Source organism: Roseomonas gilardii (assembly GCF_001941945.1).
GTDB lineage: Bacteria > Pseudomonadota > Alphaproteobacteria > Acetobacterales > Acetobacteraceae > Roseomonas.
The window spans coordinates 738157-758494 of record NZ_CP015583.1 but is presented as its reverse complement, the minus strand read 5'-3'; the positions used below and the strand labels follow the sequence as shown (position 1 = coordinate 758494).

At 68.8% G+C, this 20338-nt stretch carries 21 protein-coding genes and 1 tRNA gene; 7 read left to right on the top strand and 15 right to left on the bottom strand.

The features are described from left to right. Nucleotides 1–16: 16 nt before the first annotated feature. From purL to grxD, 3 genes are read left to right on the top strand one after another with little or no spacing between them, the layout of a single operon-like run. The gene (gene purL, locus RGI145_RS03335) at nucleotides 17–2242 is read left to right on the top strand and encodes a phosphoribosylformylglycinamidine synthase subunit PurL (protein ID WP_075799793.1); all 2226 of its coding nucleotides are present in this window, start codon (nucleotides 17–19) and stop codon (nucleotides 2240–2242) included. A 3-nt stretch (nucleotides 2243–2245) separates the two neighbouring features. Beyond that, entirely contained in the window at nucleotides 2246–2479 is a 234-nt protein-coding gene (locus RGI145_RS03330; RefSeq protein ID WP_019459690.1) for a BolA family protein, read from the top strand. 11 nt (nucleotides 2480–2490) lie between these two features. Next, the gene (gene grxD, locus RGI145_RS03325) at nucleotides 2491–2826 is read left to right on the top strand and encodes a Grx4 family monothiol glutaredoxin (protein ID WP_075797228.1); all 336 of its coding nucleotides are present in this window, start codon (nucleotides 2491–2493) and stop codon (nucleotides 2824–2826) included. 227 nt (nucleotides 2827–3053) lie between these two features. Here grxD and RGI145_RS03320 read toward each other — a convergent pair whose 3' ends face one another. Next, nucleotides 3054–3842, bottom strand: a complete 789-nt coding sequence (locus RGI145_RS03320; RefSeq protein ID WP_083670341.1) for a hypothetical protein — start codon at nucleotides 3840–3842, stop codon at nucleotides 3054–3056. Nucleotides 3843–4062: 220 nt separating this feature from the next. On the opposite strand from RGI145_RS03320, the gene RGI145_RS03315 reads away from it, so the two are divergent. Next, a complete protein-coding gene (locus RGI145_RS03315) occupies nucleotides 4063–5457 on the top strand; it encodes a tyrosine-type recombinase/integrase (protein ID WP_156878417.1) in 1395 nt (464 codons plus the stop codon). Nucleotides 5458–5944: 487 nt separating this feature from the next. On the opposite strand, the gene RGI145_RS03310 is transcribed toward RGI145_RS03315, so the two are convergent. The 5 genes from RGI145_RS03310 to rpsD all read right to left on the bottom strand — a co-directional run bounded on the left by RGI145_RS03310 (nucleotide 5945) and on the right by rpsD (nucleotide 9804). Further along, entirely contained in the window at nucleotides 5945–6514 is a 570-nt protein-coding gene (locus tag RGI145_RS03310; protein ID WP_075797225.1) for a recombinase family protein, read from the bottom strand. A gap of 47 nt (nucleotides 6515–6561) precedes the next feature. Then, nucleotides 6562–6942, bottom strand: coding sequence for a BRO-N domain-containing protein (locus RGI145_RS26180; protein ID WP_418314504.1), 381 nt, complete (start codon nucleotides 6940–6942; stop codon nucleotides 6562–6564). A gap of 692 nt (nucleotides 6943–7634) precedes the next feature. Continuing rightward, the gene (locus RGI145_RS03300; protein ID WP_156878416.1) at nucleotides 7635–8291 is read right to left on the bottom strand and encodes a hypothetical protein; all 657 of its coding nucleotides are present in this window, start codon (nucleotides 8289–8291) and stop codon (nucleotides 7635–7637) included. Between the two features lie 71 nt (nucleotides 8292–8362). Further along, nucleotides 8363–8878: a ribonuclease H family protein gene (locus tag RGI145_RS03295; protein WP_083670339.1), complete on the bottom strand. Its 516-nt coding sequence runs from the start codon at nucleotides 8876–8878 to the stop codon at nucleotides 8363–8365. A 308-nt stretch (nucleotides 8879–9186) separates the two neighbouring features. After that, nucleotides 9187–9804, bottom strand: coding sequence for a 30S ribosomal protein S4 (rpsD, locus tag RGI145_RS03290; protein ID WP_027281129.1), 618 nt, complete (start codon nucleotides 9802–9804; stop codon nucleotides 9187–9189). Nucleotides 9805–10006: 202 nt separating this feature from the next. Between rpsD and RGI145_RS03285 the strand changes: the two genes are divergently transcribed. Beyond that, nucleotides 10007–10219, top strand: a complete 213-nt coding sequence (locus RGI145_RS03285; protein WP_075797222.1) for a hypothetical protein — start codon at nucleotides 10007–10009, stop codon at nucleotides 10217–10219. A gap of 20 nt (nucleotides 10220–10239) precedes the next feature. Here RGI145_RS03285 and RGI145_RS03280 read toward each other — a convergent pair. From RGI145_RS03280 to RGI145_RS03265, 4 genes are all read right to left on the bottom strand, one after another. Continuing rightward, nucleotides 10240–10314: transfer RNA gene (locus RGI145_RS03280), tRNA-Gln, on the bottom strand. A gap of 120 nt (nucleotides 10315–10434) precedes the next feature. Then, nucleotides 10435–11304: a 4-(cytidine 5'-diphospho)-2-C-methyl-D-erythritol kinase gene (locus tag RGI145_RS03275; RefSeq protein WP_075799791.1), complete on the bottom strand. Its 870-nt coding sequence runs from the start codon at nucleotides 11302–11304 to the stop codon at nucleotides 10435–10437. 15 nt (nucleotides 11305–11319) lie between these two features. Continuing rightward, the gene (locus RGI145_RS03270; protein ID WP_075797221.1) at nucleotides 11320–13035 is read right to left on the bottom strand and encodes a tetratricopeptide repeat protein; all 1716 of its coding nucleotides are present in this window, start codon (nucleotides 13033–13035) and stop codon (nucleotides 11320–11322) included. A 108-nt stretch (nucleotides 13036–13143) separates the two neighbouring features. Next, on the bottom strand, nucleotides 13144–14091 hold the full coding sequence (locus RGI145_RS03265) for a hypothetical protein (RefSeq protein ID WP_156878414.1): 948 nt from the start codon (nucleotides 14089–14091) through the stop codon (nucleotides 13144–13146). Nucleotides 14092–14473: 382 nt separating this feature from the next. On the opposite strand from RGI145_RS03265, the gene RGI145_RS03260 reads away from it, so the two are divergent. After that, nucleotides 14474–14947 carry a cupin domain-containing protein gene (locus tag RGI145_RS03260; RefSeq protein WP_075797219.1) on the top strand — a complete coding sequence of 158 codons (474 nt, stop codon included), beginning with the start codon at nucleotides 14474–14476 and terminating at the stop codon, nucleotides 14945–14947. Nucleotides 14948–15021: 74 nt separating this feature from the next. Here RGI145_RS03260 and RGI145_RS03255 read toward each other — a convergent pair whose 3' ends face one another. The 5 genes from RGI145_RS03255 to rfaD form a co-directional block, all read right to left on the bottom strand. Next, nucleotides 15022–15789, bottom strand: coding sequence for a hypothetical protein (locus RGI145_RS03255; protein WP_075797218.1), 768 nt, complete (start codon nucleotides 15787–15789; stop codon nucleotides 15022–15024). A gap of 104 nt (nucleotides 15790–15893) precedes the next feature. Beyond that, nucleotides 15894–16652 carry a peptidoglycan editing factor PgeF gene (gene pgeF, locus RGI145_RS03250; RefSeq protein ID WP_075797217.1) on the bottom strand — a complete coding sequence of 253 codons (759 nt, stop codon included), beginning with the start codon at nucleotides 16650–16652 and terminating at the stop codon, nucleotides 15894–15896. Then, complete coding sequence (locus tag RGI145_RS03245; protein ID WP_075797216.1) at nucleotides 16649–17653, bottom strand: class I SAM-dependent methyltransferase; 1005 nt, start codon at nucleotides 17651–17653, stop codon at nucleotides 16649–16651. The genes pgeF and RGI145_RS03245 overlap by 4 nt, the downstream gene beginning before the upstream one ends. A 1-nt stretch (nucleotide 17654) precedes the next feature. Further along, nucleotides 17655–18485: a prolipoprotein diacylglyceryl transferase gene (gene lgt / locus RGI145_RS03240; RefSeq protein ID WP_075797215.1), complete on the bottom strand. Its 831-nt coding sequence runs from the start codon at nucleotides 18483–18485 to the stop codon at nucleotides 17655–17657. Then, the gene (rfaD, locus tag RGI145_RS03235) at nucleotides 18482–19474 is read right to left on the bottom strand and encodes an ADP-glyceromanno-heptose 6-epimerase (protein ID WP_075797214.1); all 993 of its coding nucleotides are present in this window, start codon (nucleotides 19472–19474) and stop codon (nucleotides 18482–18484) included. Before rfaD ends, lgt begins: the two co-directional genes overlap by 4 nt. 165 nt (nucleotides 19475–19639) lie before the next feature. On the opposite strand from rfaD, the gene RGI145_RS03230 reads away from it, so the two are divergent. Then, nucleotides 19640–20185, top strand: a complete 546-nt coding sequence (locus RGI145_RS03230) for an accessory factor UbiK family protein (RefSeq protein ID WP_075797213.1) — start codon at nucleotides 19640–19642, stop codon at nucleotides 20183–20185. Nucleotides 20186–20338: the final 153 nt, after the last annotated feature.

The following is a 20338-nucleotide window of genomic DNA, read 5'->3' as shown; positions in this document are numbered from 1 at the left end:
TTCCCACAAGGCGAACATGTCCAGCCCCGCCCCCCTCGCGCCCGCCCAACTGGAGGCGGATCGCGCCAAGCAGCTCGCCGCGGAATTCGGCCTGAAGCCGGATGAGTTCGAGCGTGTCCTCGCCATCCTCGGCCGCCAGCCCTCCATGACCGAGCTCGGGATCTTCTCGGTGATGTGGTCGGAACACTGCTCCTACAAATCCAGCCGCGTCTGGCTGAAGGAGCTGCCGACCAAGGCCCCCTGGGTCATCCACGGCCCGGGCGAGAATGCCGGCGTCATCGACATCGGCGAGGGGCTGGCCGCCATCTTCAAGATGGAATCCCACAACCACCCGAGCTTCATCGAGCCCTACCAGGGTGCGGCGACCGGCGTGGGCGGCATCCTGCGCGACGTCTTCACCATGGGCGCCCGCCCCATCGCCAACCTCAACGCCCTCCGCTTCGGCTCGCCGAGCAACCCGGTCACGAAGCGTGTCCTCGACGGCGTCGTTCGCGGCATCGGCGGCTACGGCAACTGCGTCGGCGTGCCCACGGTGGGCGGAGAGGTGAACTTCCACCCCCGCTACGACGGCAACCCCCTGGTCAACGCCATGACCGTGGGCATCGCGCCGAAGGACCGCATCTTCCTCTCCGCCGCCGCCGGCATCGGCAACCCCGTGGTCTATGTCGGCAGCAAGACCGGCCGCGACGGCATCCACGGCGCCACCATGTCCAGCGCGGAATTCAACGCGGACAGCGAGGAAAAACGCCCCACCGTCCAGATCGGCGACCCCTTCGCGGAGAAGCTGCTGATCGAGGCCTGCCTCGAACTCATGGCCACCGACGCCATCGTCGCGATCCAGGACATGGGCGCCGCCGGCCTCACCTCCTCCGGCGTCGAAATGGCCGGCAAGGGCGGCGTGGGGATCGAGATGATCCTCGACAACGTCCCGCAGCGCGAGGACGGCATGACCGCCTACGAGATGATGCTCTCCGAATCGCAGGAGCGCATGCTGATCGTCCTCCGCCCCGGCGCCGAGCACATCGCCGAAGCCATCTTCCGCAAGTGGGAGCTGGACTTCGCCGTCGTCGGCCACATCACCGACACCGGCCGCATCGTGGTCAGGCACAAGGGCCAGGTCGAGGCCGACATCCCCCTCGCCCCCCTGGAATCCGAGGCCCCCCTCTACCGCCGCCCCACCGCCGAAACGCCGAAGCAGCCCGTTCTGGCCCCGGCCGACATCCCCAACCCCACCACCATCGGCGAGGCGCTGCAGACTCTCGTCGCCAGCCCGGACCTCTGCTCCCGCCGCTGGATCTGGGACCAGTACGACGCCACCGTCGGCGGCAACACCACCCGCCGCCCCGGCGCCGCCGATGCGGCGGTGGTCCGCGTGGGCGAGGGCACCCGCGCGCTCGCCATCACCACCGACTGCACCCCGCGCTACGTCCTGGCCGATCCGGAGATGGGCGGCACCCAGGCCGTGGCCGAGGCTTGGCGCAACCTCACCGCGACCGGCGCCCTCCCCCTCGCGATCACCGACAACATGAACTTCGGCAACCCCGAGAAGCCGGAGATCATGGGCCAGTTCGCCAGCGCCGTCCGCGGCATGGCCGCCGCCTGCAAGGCGCTGGACTTCCCGGTCGTGAGCGGCAACGTCTCCCTCTACAACGAGACCGAGGGCCGCCCCATCCTCCCCACCCCCGCCATCGGCGCCGTGGGCGTGCTGGAGGACGTGGCGAAGGCCACCCGCCTCGGCGCCCCCGCCAACGCTACCCTAGTCCTCCTGGGCGCCACCACCGGCCACCTGGGCCAGTCCCTCTGGCTGCGGGAGATCGCGGGCCGCGAGGACGGCGCCCCCCCGCCCGTGGACCTCGCCACCGAGCGCCGCACCGGCGACTTCCTCCGCGCCCAGATCACCGAAGGCCGCATCCAGGCCGCCCATGACTGCGCCGATGGCGGCCTCCTGGTTACGATCGCGGAAATGCTGATGGAGACCGGCACCGGCCTCCGCCTCCGGGACGTGGCGGGCTCCATCCCCGCCCACGCCTTCTGGTTCGGCGAGGACCAGTCCCGCTACGTGGTCGCCACCGCCGACGCACAGGCCCTCCTCGCCGCCGCCCAGGCCGCCGGCATCCCCGCCACGATCCTGGGGGAGACGGGCGAGAAGGACTTGGTTCTCCCCGACGGCACCGCCATATCGGTGGCTTCGCTGCGGGCCGCCAACGAGGCTACCCTGCCCGCACTGATGGAGGGGAACTGACCCATGGCCATGGAGCAAGCCGAGATCGAGGCGCTGATCCGCGCCGCCATCCCGGACGCCCGCGTGACCATCGAGGACCTGGCGGGCGACGGCGACCACTACGCCGCCACCGTCGTGTCCGAGGCCTTTCGCGGCAAGTCCCGCGTCCAGCAGCACCAGCTCGTCTACGCCGCGCTGCGGGGCCGCATGGGGGGCGAACTCCACGCCCTCGCCCTGCAGACCTCCGCCCCCGATTGAAAGGAACCCCGATGAGCGACGTCAGCGCCCGCATCCAGCAGGAGATCACCGAGAACCCGGTGGTCCTCTACATGAAGGGCACCCCGGCCTTCCCGCAATGCGGCTTCTCCGCCCGCGTGGTGCAGATCCTCAGCCACGTCGGCGTGCCCTTCAGGGGCGTGAACGTCCTGGCCGACCCTGAACTGCGTGAAGGCATCAAGACCTTCACCAACTGGCCGACCATCCCCCAGCTCTACGTCCAGGGCGAGTTCGTCGGCGGTTGCGACATCATCATGGAGATGTTCCAGTCCGGCGAGCTCCAGACCCTGCTCCAGGACAAGAACATCCCCACCGGGCAGGCGGCCTGAGAGGGCCGGCTGAGCCCCCTCCGCCAACCGGGCACACGCCCGGCGCCAAGGAAAACCCCGGCAGGGCCCGCCCTCGCCGGGGTTTCTTTTGTCCGAATGCCGCCCGTCCCGCCAATCTCCGAGCCGGCCCGGCAGGACGTTCCGGCTCCGCCGCACCGGCTTCACCCGACGGCACGGGCACCCCGCCCTCACAACGCAACCGCTTGCCTCCCGGCGCCCTTCAGCCCTCAGGCGCCGAACTGCTTTCCCCGCCGCCCCGGCACACGCCGCGTCCAGGCCACGCCCGCCACCAGGGCCAGCATCACCGCGGCCGCCAGCGCCGCCAGCACATCCAGCTGGTTCGCCCCCAGATTGGCCACCACCACGGCCACCAGCGCCCAGCCGACGCCGCCCAGATACCAGACACTGCCCTTCGCGGCCCAGACCACCGCCGCGGCGAAGCCCCCGGCCGCCAGCAGCAGCAACACCGCCGCCACCGTGGCCACCATCCCTTCCACCGGGATGATCCCCGCCACCCGCGCGGCGCCGGAGATGTTCGCGAAGCAGGCCGCCGTCAGCCAGCCCGCCATCAGCCCGGTCAACGGCAGCACCAGCCAGCGCCCGCTGCGCGACGGCTCGACCCCACGCCGCGCCAGAAAGAAGGCCGCCAGCGCGCAGACCACGTTCAGCAGCATGATCGCCACCAGGAAGAAGCCGTTCCGCCCCGAGAACTGCGCCACCGCCTCCCACAGCGTGTTCAGCGCGAAGACCCCGACCAGCGGCCAGCCGACACGGCTCAGCAGGGGGTCCGCGTGATTCATCGGCAGGATCTGCCAGACGCCATAAGCCAGCGACAGGGCGAAGAGCACCGTCCACATGATCGGAAAGGCATAGGAGGCCGGCACCACCGGGGTCTGGCTGCTCCCGGATACCACCGCCATGGAGGTCCCCACCCCCACCAGCGGCAGAAGCCCCACGACGATCTGCAGCAGCGGCAGGATCAGGGCCAGGACACGGCGGGTCTGCTCACTCGGCACAGGCGATTCTCCCGGGAAGACGCACAGCATAGCCCAGAAACGAGAAACGCCGCCCCCGGGGGTTCGTCCCCAGGGGCGGCGTTCGACAGGGTCCCGGAAGGGGCCGCAGGATCAGCGCGAGTAGAACTCGCCACTCCATCCGCCCAACATACTGAAGCTATTGCTTTCGCTTCGCTTCATAGCCATCGTGAGGGGTGAAACGTGAGGGGAGCCGCGAGGGGTGGCGAAGGTTTCTGGATACCTTGAGCAGCGCCGCCAAAGCTGGGAGGCGGTGGTGGACGTTCCTCCTTCGCTACAGGCTGTGGTGGGCCGGAAGCGGCTGCGGAAAGGGCTTGGCACCCGCGACAAGCATGTGGCGAAGGCACGACTGGCGGCGGCTTTGCTGACGCTCCACGCGCGCATTGACGCAGCACGGCGCGGCAGCCCCGCCACCGATCCCGTCACTGCGGAGGCGCTGGCGATCCGGGCCAATCTGGATAGCCTCCGCCGTGATCCCTCCGGGCGCCCTGCCTACGTCTTTCGAGATGATGCCGAAGGAGGCCGGGTGGAACTCTCCGACACTGAGCTTGCCGCAGATGTTCTCACGGACACCGTAGCGGCCCGGCATGATGAGATCGGGCGTCGTGAGGGGTGGGAGCGCGCGGAGAACTTTGTGGACCTCGCCCTGGGCCGGACTACCCCCTTGCCCCACCACATGGAAACTTGGCTGGCGCAGCCGGGGCCACGCGGGCGGCAGCGCCACGAGCGCACCAAGGCGCAGTACCGGAGCGACGTGGCGGCCTTGGGCGCTTGGCTGGATAGCAGCGGCTTCCCTTCCGGCGTGGAGCGCATCACCCGCCGCGTTGCCGGGCAGTACGTCACTGCCCTCCATGACAAGGGCCGGAGCGCGGCGCGCATCCGCGACATTGCTTCCGCTCTCTCCGGCTACTGGCAATGGATGGAGCGGCGCGGCATCGTGGCTGAAGGAGCAAACCCGTGGCCCCGGCAAGCGCCCTCCAAGCCCCGCGAGGTGGTGCAGGATGGGGAGGAGAGTGAACGCGCCTTCACCACCAAAGAGGTTCAAACGCTCCTGGCGCACGCTCCAGATGACGGCTTGGCCGATCTCATGCGCGTCGCAGCGCTAAGTGGGATGCGGGTGGAGGAGATTTGCCAGCTTACCGTTGGGCACTGTCAGGGGGATGTCTTCACCGTGCGTGGAGGGAAGACCGCAGCAGCCACCCGAAGGGTCCCAATCCATCCTGATCTTGCCGCCATCGTAGCACGGCGGATCGGCGGCCAGGATGCGGCAACGTGGTTGTTTCCGGAATTCGGGGAACCGAATCGATTCGGGAAGCGGTCAACCAACGCCACAGCCCGCTTCCACAATTTTCGGGTGAAACTCAAAGTGCATGAGAAAGCGGAAGGACAGCGCCGGTCGCGCGTCAACTTTCACTCGTGGCGGCGGTGGTTCATCACCGAAGCCCTGCGGGCCAACCGGCCGGAACGGGTGGTGAAGCAGGTTGTAGGGCACAAGCTGCCGAAGGCAGACGTGACGCTCGGTGTTTACTTCGGTGGCGACCTCGTGACAGCGCTACGGGAATGTGTGGAGGCGGTGAGGCTGCCTGCTCTTGGTTAATTGGCGCCGCGCCACTGCTGTTCGAAGCGCTATGTCGCTCGCAGCCCGGACTTTATGCGCTCGAAAAGGGCCAGGATGCCCGCTCCTCCTGCCCCGACAAAAGCCATAAGGACAGCCGGGAAAGCCGCTGCCACAGCGCCCAGGAAGGGCCAATGCCAGCCCTTCCACATGCCGTAAAAGGCTACGCAAGAGAGGAATAGGGTTCCAAGCGGCCTGAATAGGATTGCCACTACGAAGACACCGAATGCAAGGAACCCAGTAGTTCCCCACCACAACTCAAGCCCCTCGAAAAAGGCCGCCCCTTGGGCAAGAACTAAAACAATCCATATCACGAGACCAAACACACCGCCCACCGCCCCCATAATGTCCTCCTAGGATTGCTTCGGCAGGCTCTATACAATTCAAGGTTGTGTCAAGAACGTTGCCATTTCGTAAGGCCGAGGGGGGGCAGGGAAAAACGCAGGGGATCGAAGGCACGTCCCTGCCGCTACGCTGCTTCCCGCTGGTCCCGGAGGATACGAAAGACCGACGCCACGCCGATCCCCACACGCCGTGCGACCTCGGCCGCCGCCACCCCTTGGGCATGAAGGGCTAACACCTCGGCGCTCTTGGCGCGGGCAGTCGGGGCGCGGCCCTTGTACTTTCCCTCGGCCTTGGCAGCGGCCACGCCCTCCCGCTGGCGTTCCAGCATCAAGGCGCGCTCGAACTCGGCCACGGCGCCCAGCATTGTCAGCATGAGCCGCCCTGTAGGGCTGCGGGTGTCCACCTCCTGCCCGCCCATGGAGAGGACGCGCAGCGCCACCTTGCGGGCCTCAAGCTGTTCCACGATGGTCAGTAGGTCGGCGGTGGAGCGGGCCAAGCGATCCGGCTTCGTGACCACCAGCACATCCCCCTCGCGGATGAAGCGTACGGCCTCCTCCAGCCGATCCCGCTTTGCCCCCGAGGATACCTTCTCGGAGAACAGCCGCTCGCACCCAGCGGCGCGGAGGTCGCGTTCCTGGGCTTCTAGACCGGCGTCTTGTTCGGCGGTGGAGGTGCGGGCGTAGCCAACGATCATGGCGCGATATCCGATCACAACATCCTAGATGCAGCGATCTATTCGCATCAAAACTCAAAAGACAATGCTAGTGATCCGATCAATCGTTCCCTCCATACCGAATCATATGGGCAGGCCCTAGTGATTGGCAGATGCTCCCTGCAGGCATATCCGGAGCGCACCTTCTCCTCGCCCATCACGTACATCCCGTCTTTCCGGATCGCGGGGAGCACGTCGCGCGTCACCCAATCTTGGAAGGCGCGCGCCTGGGGTTTGTCGGAGCGCATGATGAGCTTGTAGAGGCCGCTCTCGGAGATGAGGGCGAGGCCCTGTCCCTTAAGTGGGGTCTGGCCCCACTTACGGATAACGCGACGTTCCGTAGCACACAGCGGGGATAGTGTGGTGCCGCCCCGCACAAGCCCGAGGCATCGCGTTACATCTCCCGCCACGAACCACGGCGCCCCGTCGAGGGACACCGTGCGGATCGTCTGCTGCGTTTCGGGGAAGGTGAAGATGGCGGGGGGGTGGGGCGGCCATGAGGCGAGGCTGCTCCCGTTCTCGCGGCCCCTTCGGCTGGCCTCAAGGGTTCCCAGGGGGAAGTGCGGGGGGAAACGAGTGCACTCCGATTATTGGATGCCCCGTCAGATTTTTGCGCCAAAACTATCCGGACCACCCCGACGCACTCTTGACGCACGATTCCGTGAGTGATTCTCTGCCGGAACGACAACCAAAAGTTGCAGACGCCGTGACCATCATCCCGTCCTTCAAGTTCACCCTGGGTCGCTCTTTCGAGGTGGAGGCATACGCTTCCACAAGTCACTTCAACCTTTGGCTACGCGCACCCTTCATTGGGGAAGTCTTTGCGCGCCCCGGTGAGTGGGTCCGCAGCACACCTGCTGAAATTCGTGCTCTGCGCCAGGGGCACGGAGATGCGGCCCCCGCGTCTTCCTGATCCAGTATCCGCCACGGGCGGGAGGCGGGGCCGCGTCGCATCGGCCCCATCCCCATTTTCGAGGTGGCGCGTTTCTCGTTAAATACGCGTTCTAAGTCAGCGGTTTAGCGCCCTTGCCGTTGCCTAGACATGTCCTATTGGGACAGGATGTCTCATTTCAGCAGCAGAAACAGTGCGTTAGCTCTCCCGCTAGAAGGTTTCGTCTTCTGCCGGTGTCCACGGGCACGCCACACTCGCTTTCCGCTGCGCCTCCGCCATCCGTGCCAGCACCTCGCCACGCAAGCGCGGGGTCTTGATGCCTTTCATGGCCGCTTCGACGCCCTCAAGGTGCTTCGCCGCCTGCTGCGCTAAGACTGCCTCGGGGCTACGCTCTCTCAAGCTGCCATCTCCTCCTCCTTCTTCGCCGCCGATCTTCCGGGCCACCGCCGGAAAGTCCTCGCGCATCCATCGGTGAAGGCTGGAACGCGTGGCGTTCCCTCCGAAGTCAGCCGCCATTTCGCGGTACGTCTTGAACCCGCGCGCGCCTCTCTTGTGATGCCCGGCCCTCACATACGCCTTGAAGGTCTTCCGCACCTCGCCCGCCGAAAGTCGCACGCCGTGAGTGAGGTTCAGCTTGCCGGACTGCCAGCGCGCCTCATTGCCCGACATCTCCGAGATGACGGCTTCCGTGTGCAGCGTGCCGATCTCGCGGAGGGCTTCCAACCGGTGCCAACCGTCCCGCAGGATCAATGCGCCTTCCACCAGGGCGATGCTAAGCGGGGGCAGAACGTCCCCCTGCGCATATGCCTGCCGGTATTGCGCTACGGCAGCCCGGTCTAGACGGTCCCGGATGCGATAGGCGGGCATCACCACGATATCCGCTAACGCCACCGTCTGGGGGGCATCTCCTGCCCCCTGCGACTTCCCTCGGAGGCGGTTCATTTCGCCCCCTTCTTCGGGGCAGAGGCAGCCCGCAACAGCCGTTGCACCGCCGCATCGGCGCGGTTGTTCATGGCATCATCCGCGTGACCGCGTGTTAGCACCCATTCAACGCGGTGACGGGCTGCCTCTGCCAGAATTGCTTCCCACAGGTCGCGGTTCACGACAGGCTCTTTTGCGCTGTTGATCCACCCTTTGGTCCTCCATTTCTCCACCCGTTGCGTGATGCCTAGAAACAGATACTCGCTGTCCGTATGGATAATGATGTGGCGCGCGTGCTTGGCGCCTTGGAGGATACTTAGAGCCGCCTTCAACTCCATGCGGTTGTTTGTTGAGTCTTTCTCGGTGCCCTCAAAGGTTACTTCTTTCCCGCTTGGCAGAACCACGATGGCGGCATGGGCGCCGAAGCCTGGATTGGGGCGGCATCCCCCATCCGACCAAGCGTGGATTGGTGCGCCGAAATCGGGGACATGCGCCGTGGTGGCCTCCGGGGGGAGGCTGGTACGGTCTTGCATCAAATGTGGTCTTTCGGGTGTACGCCCGCGCGTTCGTAGCGTGGCATTGTATCGGTTGCGACGGAGCAGGAGTGCTTCGTTTTTAGGTGCAACCGCTCGCTTGCATCTCCGGACCGCCGCCAGCCATGCGATCCAGGGTTCCGCCGTAACGCCCGCTCACATCCACGTAGTGGTGCCGCCCTCTCGCAAGAAAGGGTGGGAGTACCGTGAGGGGGCTGCCGTGAGGGGTGGCGTGAGGGGGATTCGCCTCTTATTGTCTTAGATAAATTATTGAAAAGGCGGAGTTTTTGGCCCCGCCTTCATCAATATCAGCGCGAGTAGAACTCGATGACCAGGTTCGGCTCCATCTGCACCGGGTACGGCACATCGCTCAGCTTCGGCGCGCGGATGAAGGAGCCCTTCATCTGGCGGTGGTCGATCTGCACATACTCCGGCACGTCACGCTCGCCGGACTGCGCGGCGTCGAGCACGGCGGTGAGCTGCTTGGACTTCTCCTTCACCTCGATGACGTCGCCGTCCTTCACGAGGTAGGAGGGGATGTTCACGCGCTTGCCGTTCACCAGCAGGTGGCCGTGGTTGACGAACTGGCGGGCCGCGAAGGGCGTCACCGCCAGCTTCATGCGGTACACCACGGCGTCCAGGCGGCGCTCCAGCAGCTCGATCAGGTTCTCGGAGGTGTCGCCCTTACGGCGCACGGCCTCCTCGTAATACTTGCGGAACTGCTTCTCGCCGATGTTGCCGTAGTAGCCCTTGAGCTTCTGCTTGGCCATCAGCTGGATGCCGAAGTCGGTCGGCTTCTGCTTGCGGCGCTGGCCATGCTGGCCGGGACCATACTCGCGCTTGGCGATCGGGGACTTCGCACGGCCCCAGAGGTTCACGCCCAGGCGGCGATTGATCTTGTACTTGCTTTCCGCGCGCTTCGTCATGCGGCGGGTCCTTTCGTCTTCGTCGGCCCGATGGACCTGTTTTGTCCCGGTAGTCCCCCGGCCCCGGAAGGCCGTGAGCGGGCGCACGGCAGGGTGCCGCGTCCACATTCCCAGGAAGGAGGGCGCCCCTTAACGGCGCGCCATCCCCTTGTCAAACCCCCGCTTGTCAAAGCGACGGGCTTCCTGCACCTGCTGGGATACGATGGTGAGACGCGAAGAGATCCTGATCCTCGGCCTGACCGCCGGGGTCCTCGGCTGCCTGACCGGTGGGACGATGTTCGGCATCGGCCTGGGGCTGGTGGTGCAGGGCGTTCATCTCGGCTGGCTGCTGGCCCTTCCGGCCGCGCCGGTCGGCGGCATGCTGGGCTATGCCCTGGCCCGTCGCCTCGCCGCCCGGCTGGGACCCATGCGCTAGGAAACCGGAAGCGTGATTGCTGGTTGGGGCGCCAGGATTCGAACCTGGGAATGGCGGTACCAAAAACCGCTGCCTTACCGCTTGGCTACGCCCCAGTAGCAGGCTCCCGCGAACCGGGCCTCGGCGTGGGGAGGGAGATAATCGGAGCCCAGGGGGTCCGTAAAGACCTCCCGGCCCGGGTTTCTTTCCGCCGCGTCGCAGCAAGGGGCCAGGATTCAGCCTTCCGCGGGTGCCCCGCCCCAGCGCCACCAGACGGAGGGCAGGCTCTCAGCCGCCGCCCGGGCCGCGGCCGGATCGGGAAAGAGGCCGAAGCAGGTCGCGCCGGAACCGCTCATCCGTGCCAGCAGGCAGTCCTTCCGGGTGGCGATCGCCGCAAGCACCTCCGTCACGGCGGGGCAAAGCTGCCGTGCCGGGGCCTCCAGATCGTTCGCACAGAGTCGGAGATCCTCGGCCATGGCCCGGGCATCGGGCCAGGACCCGGGCAGTTCCGCCGGGGGCGTGAAGCCGGGCGCCCTGGCCCGGAACACGGCGGGCGTGGACAGGGGGATGCGCGGATTGGCCAGCAACAGCCCATAGGTCGGGAAACGCGGCGCCGGCACCAGTTCCTCGCCGATGCCACCCATGCGCGCGGCCCGGGACGCGACGCAGACGGGCACATCCGCCCCCAGCCGCGTCACCGCCGCCTCGGGCGGCAGGGCCAGCCGCCACTGGCGGGACAGCAGGCGCAGCGCCGCGGCCGCGTCGGCCGAGCCGCCGCCGATGCCGGAGGCCACCGGCAGGCGCTTGGTCAGCCGCAGCGTCGCGCCGCCGGACACACCATGGCTCTCCGCCAGCAGGCGCGCCGCGCGCAGCACGAGGTTGTCCGGCTCGGCGGCCAGGGCACCGCCTTCCGGCCCGTCGATCTCCAGCGTCAGCGCTTCCGCCGGCGAGGCCGTGAGCTCATCGCCCACCCCCGCGAAGACGGCCAGGCTGTCGAGCAGGTGATACCCATCCTCGCGCCGCCCGGTGACATGCAGGAAGAGATTGACCTTGGCCGGGGCGAATTCAGCCGCCCCGGCCCCCGTGGCCCGGGGCCGGTTCGTCATCATGTCGGACATGGTTCAGCGCATAGCGGAAGCGGTGGGCGGGGTCTGCAACCCATCCCGCAGCTTGGCGGAAAGCCGGGGCCCGTCCTCGGATGCCGGAGCAAGATCCAGCGCCCGGCGCCACTGGTAGCGCGCCTCCGTCCGCCGGCCGACCGCCCAATAGGCGTCCCCCAGATGCTCGTTGATCGTGGAATTGCGCGATTCCAGTTCCACGGCCCGCTCCAGCGTCTGAACGGCCTTCGGCAGCTCCCCCTGGCGCAGCAGGACCCAACCGAGGCTGTCGGCGATGTTGCCGTCCTGCGGCCGCAGCGCCGCGGCCCGTTCCAGCATGCGCTTCGCCTCCGGCAGCCGCTCGCCCCGCTCGGCCCAGGAATAGGCGAGGTAGTTCAGGACGCTGGGCTGGTCCGGCGCCAGGGCCAGGGCGCGGCGGAAGGAAGCCTCGGCCTCGGCCCAGCGGCCGTCGCGTTCCATCGCGATGCCCTGGGCATAGTAGAGCGGCCAACCGGCAGACCCGTCCGTGCGGGCCCGGGCCAGTGCCTCCCCATAGGCCGCCGAGGCCTCGCCGAAGCGTCCCCGCGTGCGCAGCATGTCGCCGAGTTGCGCCACGGGCTGCACGGCCTGCGGATGGCTCTGCCCCAACTGGCGCAGCAGCCCTTCGGCCTCGGCGGTCCGGCCCACGGCGTCCAGCAAGGCGGCACGGCGCAGTGCCACCAGCGGCGCCAGGGGATCACGCTCCGGCACCATTTCCAGCATCGCCAGGGCGCGGTCGGTATGTTTCTGATCCGCCAGGGAATCGGCGGCGAGGAGCAGGGCCGGGGCGAAATCCGGGCGCAGGCGGAGCGACAGGCGCGACAGCATCAGGGCGAGGTCCGGGGCCCCCTGGGAGCGGAGCGCCGCCCCGAAGGCGACCTGAGCCTCCGCCATCCCCTCGGTCGCGCTCGCCACCGCGCGGCCCTGCAACGCCTTCTGGCGCAGCGCCGGCGTCACCACCATGGCGATGTCGTCATTCCCCCGGGCCATCACGTCGAAGAGCCGCGCGCCCTGGGCCTCCTGCCCGGCCCGGGCGAGGATGCCGGCGCCGATCTGCGCCAGACGGAGGTTCGGCTCTCGGGTGTCCGCGATCGCCAGACGGAGGTAGCGCGCCGCGTCCTGCGGCTGCCCGCCGAGATCGGCGATCATCGCGGCGTGCAGGGCGATCACGCCCCGCAGCCGCCCGTCCTCGATGAAGGGCCGCAGCAGGGCCAGGGCCTGCGCGGTATCGCCCCGCCCCGCCTGGGCCCAGGCGACCAGCAGAGGCTGGAGAAGCTGTGCCGAGCCCCGGCGCGGCAGGGCGCGCAACCGCTGCTCGGCACGGTCCCAGCGCCCCGCCTGGGCATCCGACCCGGCGAGCAGCAGGTTCGCCAACTGGTCCTCGGGCAGGCGCCGGGCGAGGCGCGCCGCATCGGACTGGCCATTCATCACCGCGGCGCCGAAGGCCTGCTGCAGCACCTCGACCTGGTCGGGGTCCTGGCGCAGGGCCTCCCCGAGCTGCGAGGCGGCCATGGCACTGTCCGCCTCGGAGGAGGCGAAACGGCCCGCCAGATAGGGTCCGAAGGCACCGCGGGGCGCATCGCCCGCGGTTCGCGGGCCATCGCCCGCCGCACATCCCGCGAGGAGCGCGGCGGTCAGCAGGACCGCGCGCAGCCCCGGCTCCAGGGAGAATGGCATCATGCGACGCAGCGTAGGCGGCATGGCGGGTCTCTTCCAGAGCAATCGCGATCCAGTGAGCAAATCTTCCGCCACGGGATCGCGGCCGTCGCGGCCCCACGAAAGGGGCTGCGCGGCACTGCTCCCCATGCCTCAGCCCCGGGGTGGCGGCAGGGATTCGTCGTCCTGTGGCAGGAGGAGCGGCGTGGCCACGGAGGCCGTGCCCCCCGCCGGACCGGGCGCTGCCACGCCAGCCTGCGGCTTGCCCGGGGATGCCTTGTCGGCGGGCGCTTTCGTGCCGGACCCGCCGGCCGGGGCGGGCGGCGGTCCGAAGCCGCCGGCGTTGGAGATGATGTCGCGCACCCCCTGCGCCGCCTCCTGGCTCACCACATAGGCGACATCGCCCCAGAGCCCGTTCAGCGTCCCCTGCGGGATCTGGTTCATCTGGATGGCCCGCCCGATCTCCTGGCCGTCCTTGCGGGTCACGATCCACTGGATCTCCACCCGCTGCTGCCGGTCGGGGATGGGCACCATGTTGACCTGCCCCTCCAGGCTGAACAGGGAACCCTCCGCCTGGGGCTGCACCAGGAAGCCCTTATCCGCCAGGAAATCGGTCATGCGCGTGGTCAGGGCGGTGTCGCCGTCGCCGGGCGCGCCCTTCACGCCGATGAAGCGGAGGCGTGGCGGGCCGTTCGCCACCAGCGTCGCGGGGTCCGCCGCGCGCCGGGCGGCATCGGCGCGCGCCAGCAGCGTGGCCACGGTGCCGGCATCGCTGGTGGCCACGCGTTGCAGCATCTTCGGGTCCTCGCCTGCCCAGTCCTCGATCCGCACCGGGTTGCCGCGGGCCTCGACCACGGACTGCGCGTCGGCGTTCTCCAGCGTGTAGCGCGGCACGATGGTCTGGCCCTCGCGGCTCGCCACCACCTTCAGCCGCCAGTCGAGCGGCCAGGGCTGGCTCGCCACGGCCGGCACCTCGGCCGCCACCAGCGCCTCCGCGAGATCGGAAGCGAAGCGCTTGCTGCCCGCATCGGTCAGCATGGCGCCGTCCGGGGGAGGCACGGCGATCCGGTAGGCAGGCGGCTGCACCAACTTGGCTGCCATGCCGCCCGGCTGCCCGCGATAGGGCTGTGGCAGGTCCCCGCAACCGGCCAGAGGCAGGAGCAGGAGGAGAAGCGCCGCCAGGACGCGCCGTTCAGCCGACAACACAGGAGGCCAGCGCGGTCAGGAAGATCAGGAACACGAAGAAGACCATATAAGGCATCGCAGGCCGCTTATCGCGTGCGGCGCCTCACGTCGAGCATCGGTTTCGGGCACCTTGGCGGGTTGGCACCCTTTTCGGAAAGCCATCCTCGCCACCGGGACAGAGGGAGAGAATTGTGCTGGAGAAGCGGGGGAGTTTGGAAAACCAGCCCATTTCACGATGCTGGCGACGCCCTAAAATATGGGCCGAGAGACGAATATTCCCGTGAAGGAGACGCTCGTCATGCCCGATGGCACGATCGCGAAGGCCCCCGGCCAGACCCAGGACTGGCGCAACAACGGCATCAAGGTGGTGAAGGCCGGCGCCCGGAGCTGCGACACGCCGGAAACGCTCGGCATGAACCGCGAGGTCGCGATCAGCGGCAGCCGCAACGGCTCCCAGCATCTCTGGGCCGGAACCAACCTCATCAGGCCAGGTCATCCGACCGGCCCGCACCATCATGGCGCACTGGAAAGCATCATCTACGTGGTGCGGGGCCATGCGCTGATGCGCTGGGGCAACCGGCTGGAGTTCATCACCGAGGCCAAGGCAGGAGATTTCATGCTGGTGCCGCCCTATCTGCCGCATCAGGAGCTGAACGCCTCCGACACCGAGGACCTGCACTGCGTCCTGGTCCGCTCCGGGACCGAGGAGGTGATCGTGAACCTCGACGATCTCGATATCGTCGACGAGCCCGAGTGGATCCGCCCGGAGTAACAGCCGGCTCCAGATATGATTTCAGGCGGCGGGCGGGCCTCCGGGGCCTTCCCGCCGCTTATCGCTTCTTCCCCTCATCCTCCCGCCGCAGCACCTCGCGCGGCCGCTCCGCCACCTTGCGGCTCCACCATCCCTCGCGCACCACCACCATCGGCGGTTCGGCCGGCTTTTCCTCCGGGCCTGGCTGCTGCCGGGTCTTCGCCGAGCAGTCCTGGCCGGATGGCTCCGCTTTCGGTGGCGCGGGTGCTTTCGGCGGGCTTCTGGCTGTCATGGATCGGTCCGGCTCCGGTGGCATGGGACATGTTGGTGCCCAGTGTCAGCGCCACCAGTGCCGTGACCAGCAGGACCGAGCAGAGGATCGCCAGGGCGGCCCTGGTTCGCCGTGTCGCCCTGCGGCGGTTGATGGCCCGGTTATGATCCACCGCCATGGCGTATTGCGCCACCAGAGTCGCGCGGAAGCTGGCCAGGGCCGCGGCGGATGCCTCGGCCACCTCGCGCCCGACCGACCGCTCCTGCTCCCGCAACGCGCCGGCATAGCGCAGCAGCTCGGTCTCTCGGGACAGGTAGCGGAACTCGGCGGGAGCGATGGACTGGGCCAGGAAGAGCAGGCCCAGCGCCGTCGAGCCGCCGGCCAGGACCAGCAGCACGATGGCGACGAGGGCGGCGTTGCCCTGCATCGCCAGCAGCCAGTCGCGCGCCTGGGCCAGCCCCGCGAATTGCAGGGCAAGGGTCGCGGCGAAGAAGGGCAAGCTGCGCCAGACATTCTCCTCCGCCTCGATCTCCCGCTTGTAGGAGTCGGCCAGGGTCCTTTCGAGCTGTTCGAGCAAGGGATCGGGGGGCATCCCCCGATCCTAGACCGATTCTAGGAACAAAAGGAGAACTGAATCCTTCCCAGAGGATTTCAGTCCTCACATTTGCCCGATCTCGCGAAGGATTCGGAAGAACTTCAACCCTGGAGGGCGATGGCCGAGAGCTGGTGCCCGATCGGGCCGCCGCCGGTCAGGGTACGGCGGCGGTGGGAGAAGAAGCGTTCGGTGTCCGCCTGGGTGTCGGCGTCGATCACCTGCACCAGCCCGGTGCCGGCGCCTTGCAGCCGGGCCGCGATATAGCCCGCCATGTCGAACTGCCAGTGCCCATCCCGCATACCCGGCTGGAAGAATTCCGGCCTGCCCACGGCCTCGAAGAGATCGCGCCCGACCTCGTAGGAGGCCTGCCGGATGCAGGGGCCCAGCGCGGCCACGACACGCTCGCGCTTCGCCCCGATTCCCTCCATGGCTTCCAGCACCGCTTCGCAGATCCCGGCCACGGCCCCGCGCCAGCCTGCATGGCAGGCGCCGATCACTCCGGCCTCGGCATCGGCGAAGAGCACCGGGCCGCAATCCGCCGTGACGATCCCCAGGGCCAGCTCGGGCCGGTCGGTCACCACGCCATCCGCGCGCGGCCGCGCCGTGTCGGACCAGGGCTCGCGTGCCACCACCACCTCGGCGCCATGGACCTGGTGCAGACCCACCAGCGCCGCCGGCGCTAGGCCTAGTGCCTCCATGGCCAGGGCGCGGTTCTCCGCCACGCGGGCCGGGTCGTCGGCGCCAGAGAGCGAGCAGTTCAGCGAGGCGAAGGCCCCCTCGGAGACACCGCCCCGGCGGGTGAAGAAGCCATGCGGCAGGCCCGCCAGACCAGCGGCGACGAGGAACTCGGCGGTGCTCATGCGTTCTCGAATCCGGGTGGGGTGGGGAAGCCGGGCGGCGTGATGGCCAGCGCCTGGAAGAGCAGGCCCATCGCCTCCTGCGCCGTCAGGCGGTTCGCCGCGGCCAGATGCGCCTGGGCCTGCCGGGGGTTGGCGGCGGCCAGCATGGCGGCGCGCTGCCCCAGGCCCAGGCGGCGCAGGAACATGCCCTGCGGCACCGGCCCATGCACGGCGCCGCCGGCGGAAAGGGCGGCGTCGGCCAGGGCCCGGAAATCCACATGCGCAGTCAGGTCGGCGGTGCCGGGGGCCGCCAGGGGATCAACCGGCTCATGCCGCCGGACGGCCTGGAGGCTGTCGCCGCTGCCGCCCCTGGTATGGCCGTAGTCGATGAAGAGCGCGGCGCCACCCTGCCGGGCCAGACGCCCCGCGACCCATGCGGCCAGGGACAGGGCCGGGGCGCAGGCCTCCTGGATCGTGCCCTCCGGCGTGTCGTCGGAGAGGGGCAGCGGGGGAGGCTCCTCGATCTCGCGGAGGAGGAAGGCGCCGTCCCGAACCCAGCGTTCCCGCCAGGAGCCGTCCTGCCGCACGAACTGCCGGATCGGCAGGGCGTCGAGGAACTCGTTTGCCAGGAGCAGGAGCGGCCCTTCCGGCAGGTCCTCCACCCGGTCGTGCCACTGCGCGTCCGGCAGCTTCGCCCGCTGCGCCGCCCGCAGCACGGGTGAGGCCTCCACCAGATGCGGCTCGGCCGCCTGGGCGAAGGCGGGGATGACCTCCCGCACCGCACGCAGGGCATCGGCCATCAGCGTGCCGCGGCCGGGGCCAAGCTCGGCCAGGACGACGCGCCGCGGCGCGCCCATCATCTGCCAGCAGACGGCGGCCCAGAGGCCCAGGCACTCGCCGAAGGTCTGGCTGATCTCCGGCGCGGTGATGAAGTCGCCCTCCCGGCCCAGCGGGTCGCGGCCGGCATAGTAGGCGGCCACGGCGCGGGCCATGAAGCGGTCGAGCCGTTCGGCCCCCGCCATGTCAGGCGCCCTCGTGCCGCACGGCGCCCGGGGCGGGGGCCGTCGCGGGCCGGGACCGCCACATCAGCCAGGCCCCGATGAGCACCATCGGCAGGGACAGGAGCTGCCCCATGGTGATCCCGGCGAAGAGGAAGCCGAGCTGCGCGTCCGGCTGGCGGAACAGCTCCCCGACGATGCGGGCGACGCCATAGCCGGCCAGGAAGGCGCCGGAAACAAAGCCGCTCCGCGCCCGCAGCGTCGAGCGGTGGACCAGGATCTGCAGCAGGATGAAGAGGATCACCCCCTCCATGCTGGCCTGATAGAGCTGCGAGGGATGACGCGGCTCCGGCCCGCCGGTCGGGAAGATCATGCCCCAGGGGACGTCGGTGACGCGGCCCCAGAGCTCGCCGTTGATGAAGTTGGCAATGCGCCCGAAGAACAGGCCGACTGGCACCACCGAGGTCACCCGGTCGGAGAAGCCGAGGAAGTCCAGCCTTTGGGAGCGGGTGAAGAAGTACAGTGCCAGGATCACGCCCGCCGCACCGCCATGGAAGGACATGCCGCCCTGCCAGAGATAGAGCGCCTCCAGCGGGTGCTCGATATAGTGGCCGGGGCGGTAGAACAGGACGTAGCCGATGCGCCCGCCCAGCACGATGCCCAGCGTGGCCCAGGTCACGAAGTCGTCCACCTGCTCCCGCGTCGCGGCCTGGGGGGCGAGCTGCACCAGCCGGCGCACCATCCACCAGCCCAGCAGGATGCCGGTGATATAGGCCAGGGCGTACCAGCGGATGGCGAAGGGGCCGAGCTGGATGGCCACCGGGTCGAAAGCGGGAAAGAGGATGGCGGGGATCATGCCCGGTTCTGCGGCTCCAACGGGGACTCGGCCATGAGCTGGCGGACATAGCGGCCGACGCCATCCTCCAGCTCCGTGGCCGGGTGGTTGAAGCCGAGTTGCCGCAGCCGGTCCATGCGCGCCTCGGTGAAATACTGGTATTTTCCCTTCAGGTCCCCGGGCATCGGCACGTAGCGGATGTCGGGCTCCCGCCCCATCGCGGCATAGACGGCCAGGACCAGGTCCCGGAAGCTGCGGGCCTTGCCCGAGCCGCAGTTGAACAGGCCGGAGACATGCGGGTGGTCCATCAGCCAGAGCATCGCCGCCACGCAGTCGTCCACATGCACGAAATCGCGCATCTGCCCGCCGTCGGGGATGCCCTCCCGGTCCGAGGCGAAAAGGGTCGCGGCCTCGCCCCCGGCGATCTGGCGGAACTTGTGCAGCACCACCGAGGCCATGCGGTCCTTGTGCGCCTCGTGAGGGCCATAGACGTTGAAGAACTTCAACCCGGCCCAGTGCGGCGGGGCGAGGCGGTGGCGCGCCAGCAGGTCCACCACACGGCGGTCGGTGGCATGCTTGGACCAGCCGTAGAGGTTGAGCGGCCGCAGCTTCGCCAGGGCCTCCGGCGCCATGTCGTCGTCGAAGCCGGCGGAGCCGTCGCCATAGGTGGCGGCGGAGGAGGCGTAGATCAGCGGCACCCGGTATTCGGCGCACCAGTCCCAGAGCCTCAGGGTCAGGGACAGGTTGTTGGCGGTCACCAGGTCCCCGTCGCGCACCGTGGTGGCGCTGATGGCGCCCAGGTGGAAGATGCCCTCCAGTCCGGAGGCGCCGTCCAGCCAGCGGTCCAGATCCTCCGGCGGCACGATCCCGGCGATAGGGTAAGGGGCGATGTTGTGCCACTTCCCGCCATCCCGCAGGCGGTCGCAGACCATGACCTCCTCCCCGCGGGCGCAGAGCGCGGCCAGGAGGTTGGAGCCGATGAAGCCGGCGCCGCCGGTGACGAGGAACATGGCGCTGCCTTTCCGCTCTGGCCGCTTCGGGGAACTCCCCTGGGGAGCACCGGCCGGACGGCCCGTTGAAGGAAATTGGACGAAGGGGGCGTCCTTCCCCATATGGGGCCCATATGTGGACTGCGTGATGGCAGCGCGGGCCGGGCCCGGCAAGGGAGACAGGTGATGGATCAGGACGGCGGCTTCGGCGGAGCCAATGGCCCCAAAGGCGGGCCCAGCGGTGGTCCCGGTGGTGGTCCCGGTGGTGGTGGCGCCGGTTTCGGACGTGGCGGCAAGATCTTCGACGACCTCGCGGGCGTGGCGGGTGGCGCCTTCTCGGCCCTGACCGGCCTGCGGAACGAGGCCGAAGCGGTGTTCCGCAGCCAGGCCGAGAGCATGTTGCAGCGTCTGGACCTGGTGCGTCGGGAGGATCTGGACGCCGTCATGGAGCTGGCGCGCCGGGCGCGGGAGGATGCCGAGGGCCTGGCCGCGCGGGTGACCCTGTTGGAGAGGCTGGTGGCTGGCATGACGTCGGGCACCCCGGCTTCTCCCCCGGATGCGAAGGTGGGGGCTTCGGTGGCCGATGCCGACACTCTGAAGGGCAGCGGCGGCACGGGCACCGGCCCCGCCTGGCCGGCGCAGGGCGGCCCAGCCGGTGCCAGCGAGGCCGAGGCCCAGCCGAAGCCGGAAGCACCGAAGGTCCGGCCCGGCGAACCCGGCTCGCTCGACTGAGGCGCCCCTCCGGCATTCCCCCGGCGGCACGCGGAATGGCGGCGGCGCCACACATCCCCGGTCGTGGGTGGTGGCGCCGAAGAAATTCCTTGCCGTTCCGGGGTTATGGCAACGCAATATCAAGCTCTAGGGGCTGGGTCCGCGAGTCTGATC

Coding starts and splice junctions, on each gene's coding strand:
- RGI145_RS03285 (WP_075797222.1), top strand. CDS start 10,007: ATGGTGAGACGCGAAGAGATCCTGATCCTCGGCCTGACCGCCGGGGTC.
- rpsD (WP_027281129.1), bottom strand. CDS start 9,804: ATGACGAAGCGCGCGGAAAGCAAGTACAAGATCAATCGCCGCCTGGGC.
- RGI145_RS03230 (WP_075797213.1), top strand. CDS start 19,640: ATGGATCAGGACGGCGGCTTCGGCGGAGCCAATGGCCCCAAAGGCGGG.
- lgt (WP_075797215.1), bottom strand. CDS start 18,485: ATGATCCCCGCCATCCTCTTTCCCGCTTTCGACCCGGTGGCCATCCAG.
- RGI145_RS03330 (WP_019459690.1), top strand. CDS start 2,246: ATGGCCATGGAGCAAGCCGAGATCGAGGCGCTGATCCGCGCCGCCATC.
- RGI145_RS03310 (WP_075797225.1), bottom strand. CDS start 6,514: ATGATCGTTGGCTACGCCCGCACCTCCACCGCCGAACAAGACGCCGGT.
- rfaD (WP_075797214.1), bottom strand. CDS start 19,474: ATGTTCCTCGTCACCGGCGGCGCCGGCTTCATCGGCTCCAACCTCCTG.
- grxD (WP_075797228.1), top strand. CDS start 2,491: ATGAGCGACGTCAGCGCCCGCATCCAGCAGGAGATCACCGAGAACCCG.
- RGI145_RS03255 (WP_075797218.1), bottom strand. CDS start 15,789: ATGCCCCCCGATCCCTTGCTCGAACAGCTCGAAAGGACCCTGGCCGAC.
- RGI145_RS03295 (WP_083670339.1), bottom strand. CDS start 8,878: ATGCAAGACCGTACCAGCCTCCCCCCGGAGGCCACCACGGCGCATGTC.
- pgeF (WP_075797217.1), bottom strand. CDS start 16,652: ATGAGCACCGCCGAGTTCCTCGTCGCCGCTGGTCTGGCGGGCCTGCCG.
- RGI145_RS03265 (WP_156878414.1), bottom strand. CDS start 14,091: ATGGCAGCCAAGTTGGTGCAGCCGCCTGCCTACCGGATCGCCGTGCCT.
- purL (WP_075799793.1), top strand. CDS start 17: ATGTCCAGCCCCGCCCCCCTCGCGCCCGCCCAACTGGAGGCGGATCGC.
- RGI145_RS03270 (WP_075797221.1), bottom strand. CDS start 13,035: ATGCCGCCTACGCTGCGTCGCATGATGCCATTCTCCCTGGAGCCGGGG.
- RGI145_RS03275 (WP_075799791.1), bottom strand. CDS start 11,304: ATGACGAACCGGCCCCGGGCCACGGGGGCCGGGGCGGCTGAATTCGCC.
- RGI145_RS03245 (WP_075797216.1), bottom strand. CDS start 17,653: ATGGCGGGGGCCGAACGGCTCGACCGCTTCATGGCCCGCGCCGTGGCC.
- RGI145_RS03300 (WP_156878416.1), bottom strand. CDS start 8,291: ATGCCCGCCTATCGCATCCGGGACCGTCTAGACCGGGCTGCCGTAGCG.
- RGI145_RS03260 (WP_075797219.1), top strand. CDS start 14,474: ATGCCCGATGGCACGATCGCGAAGGCCCCCGGCCAGACCCAGGACTGG.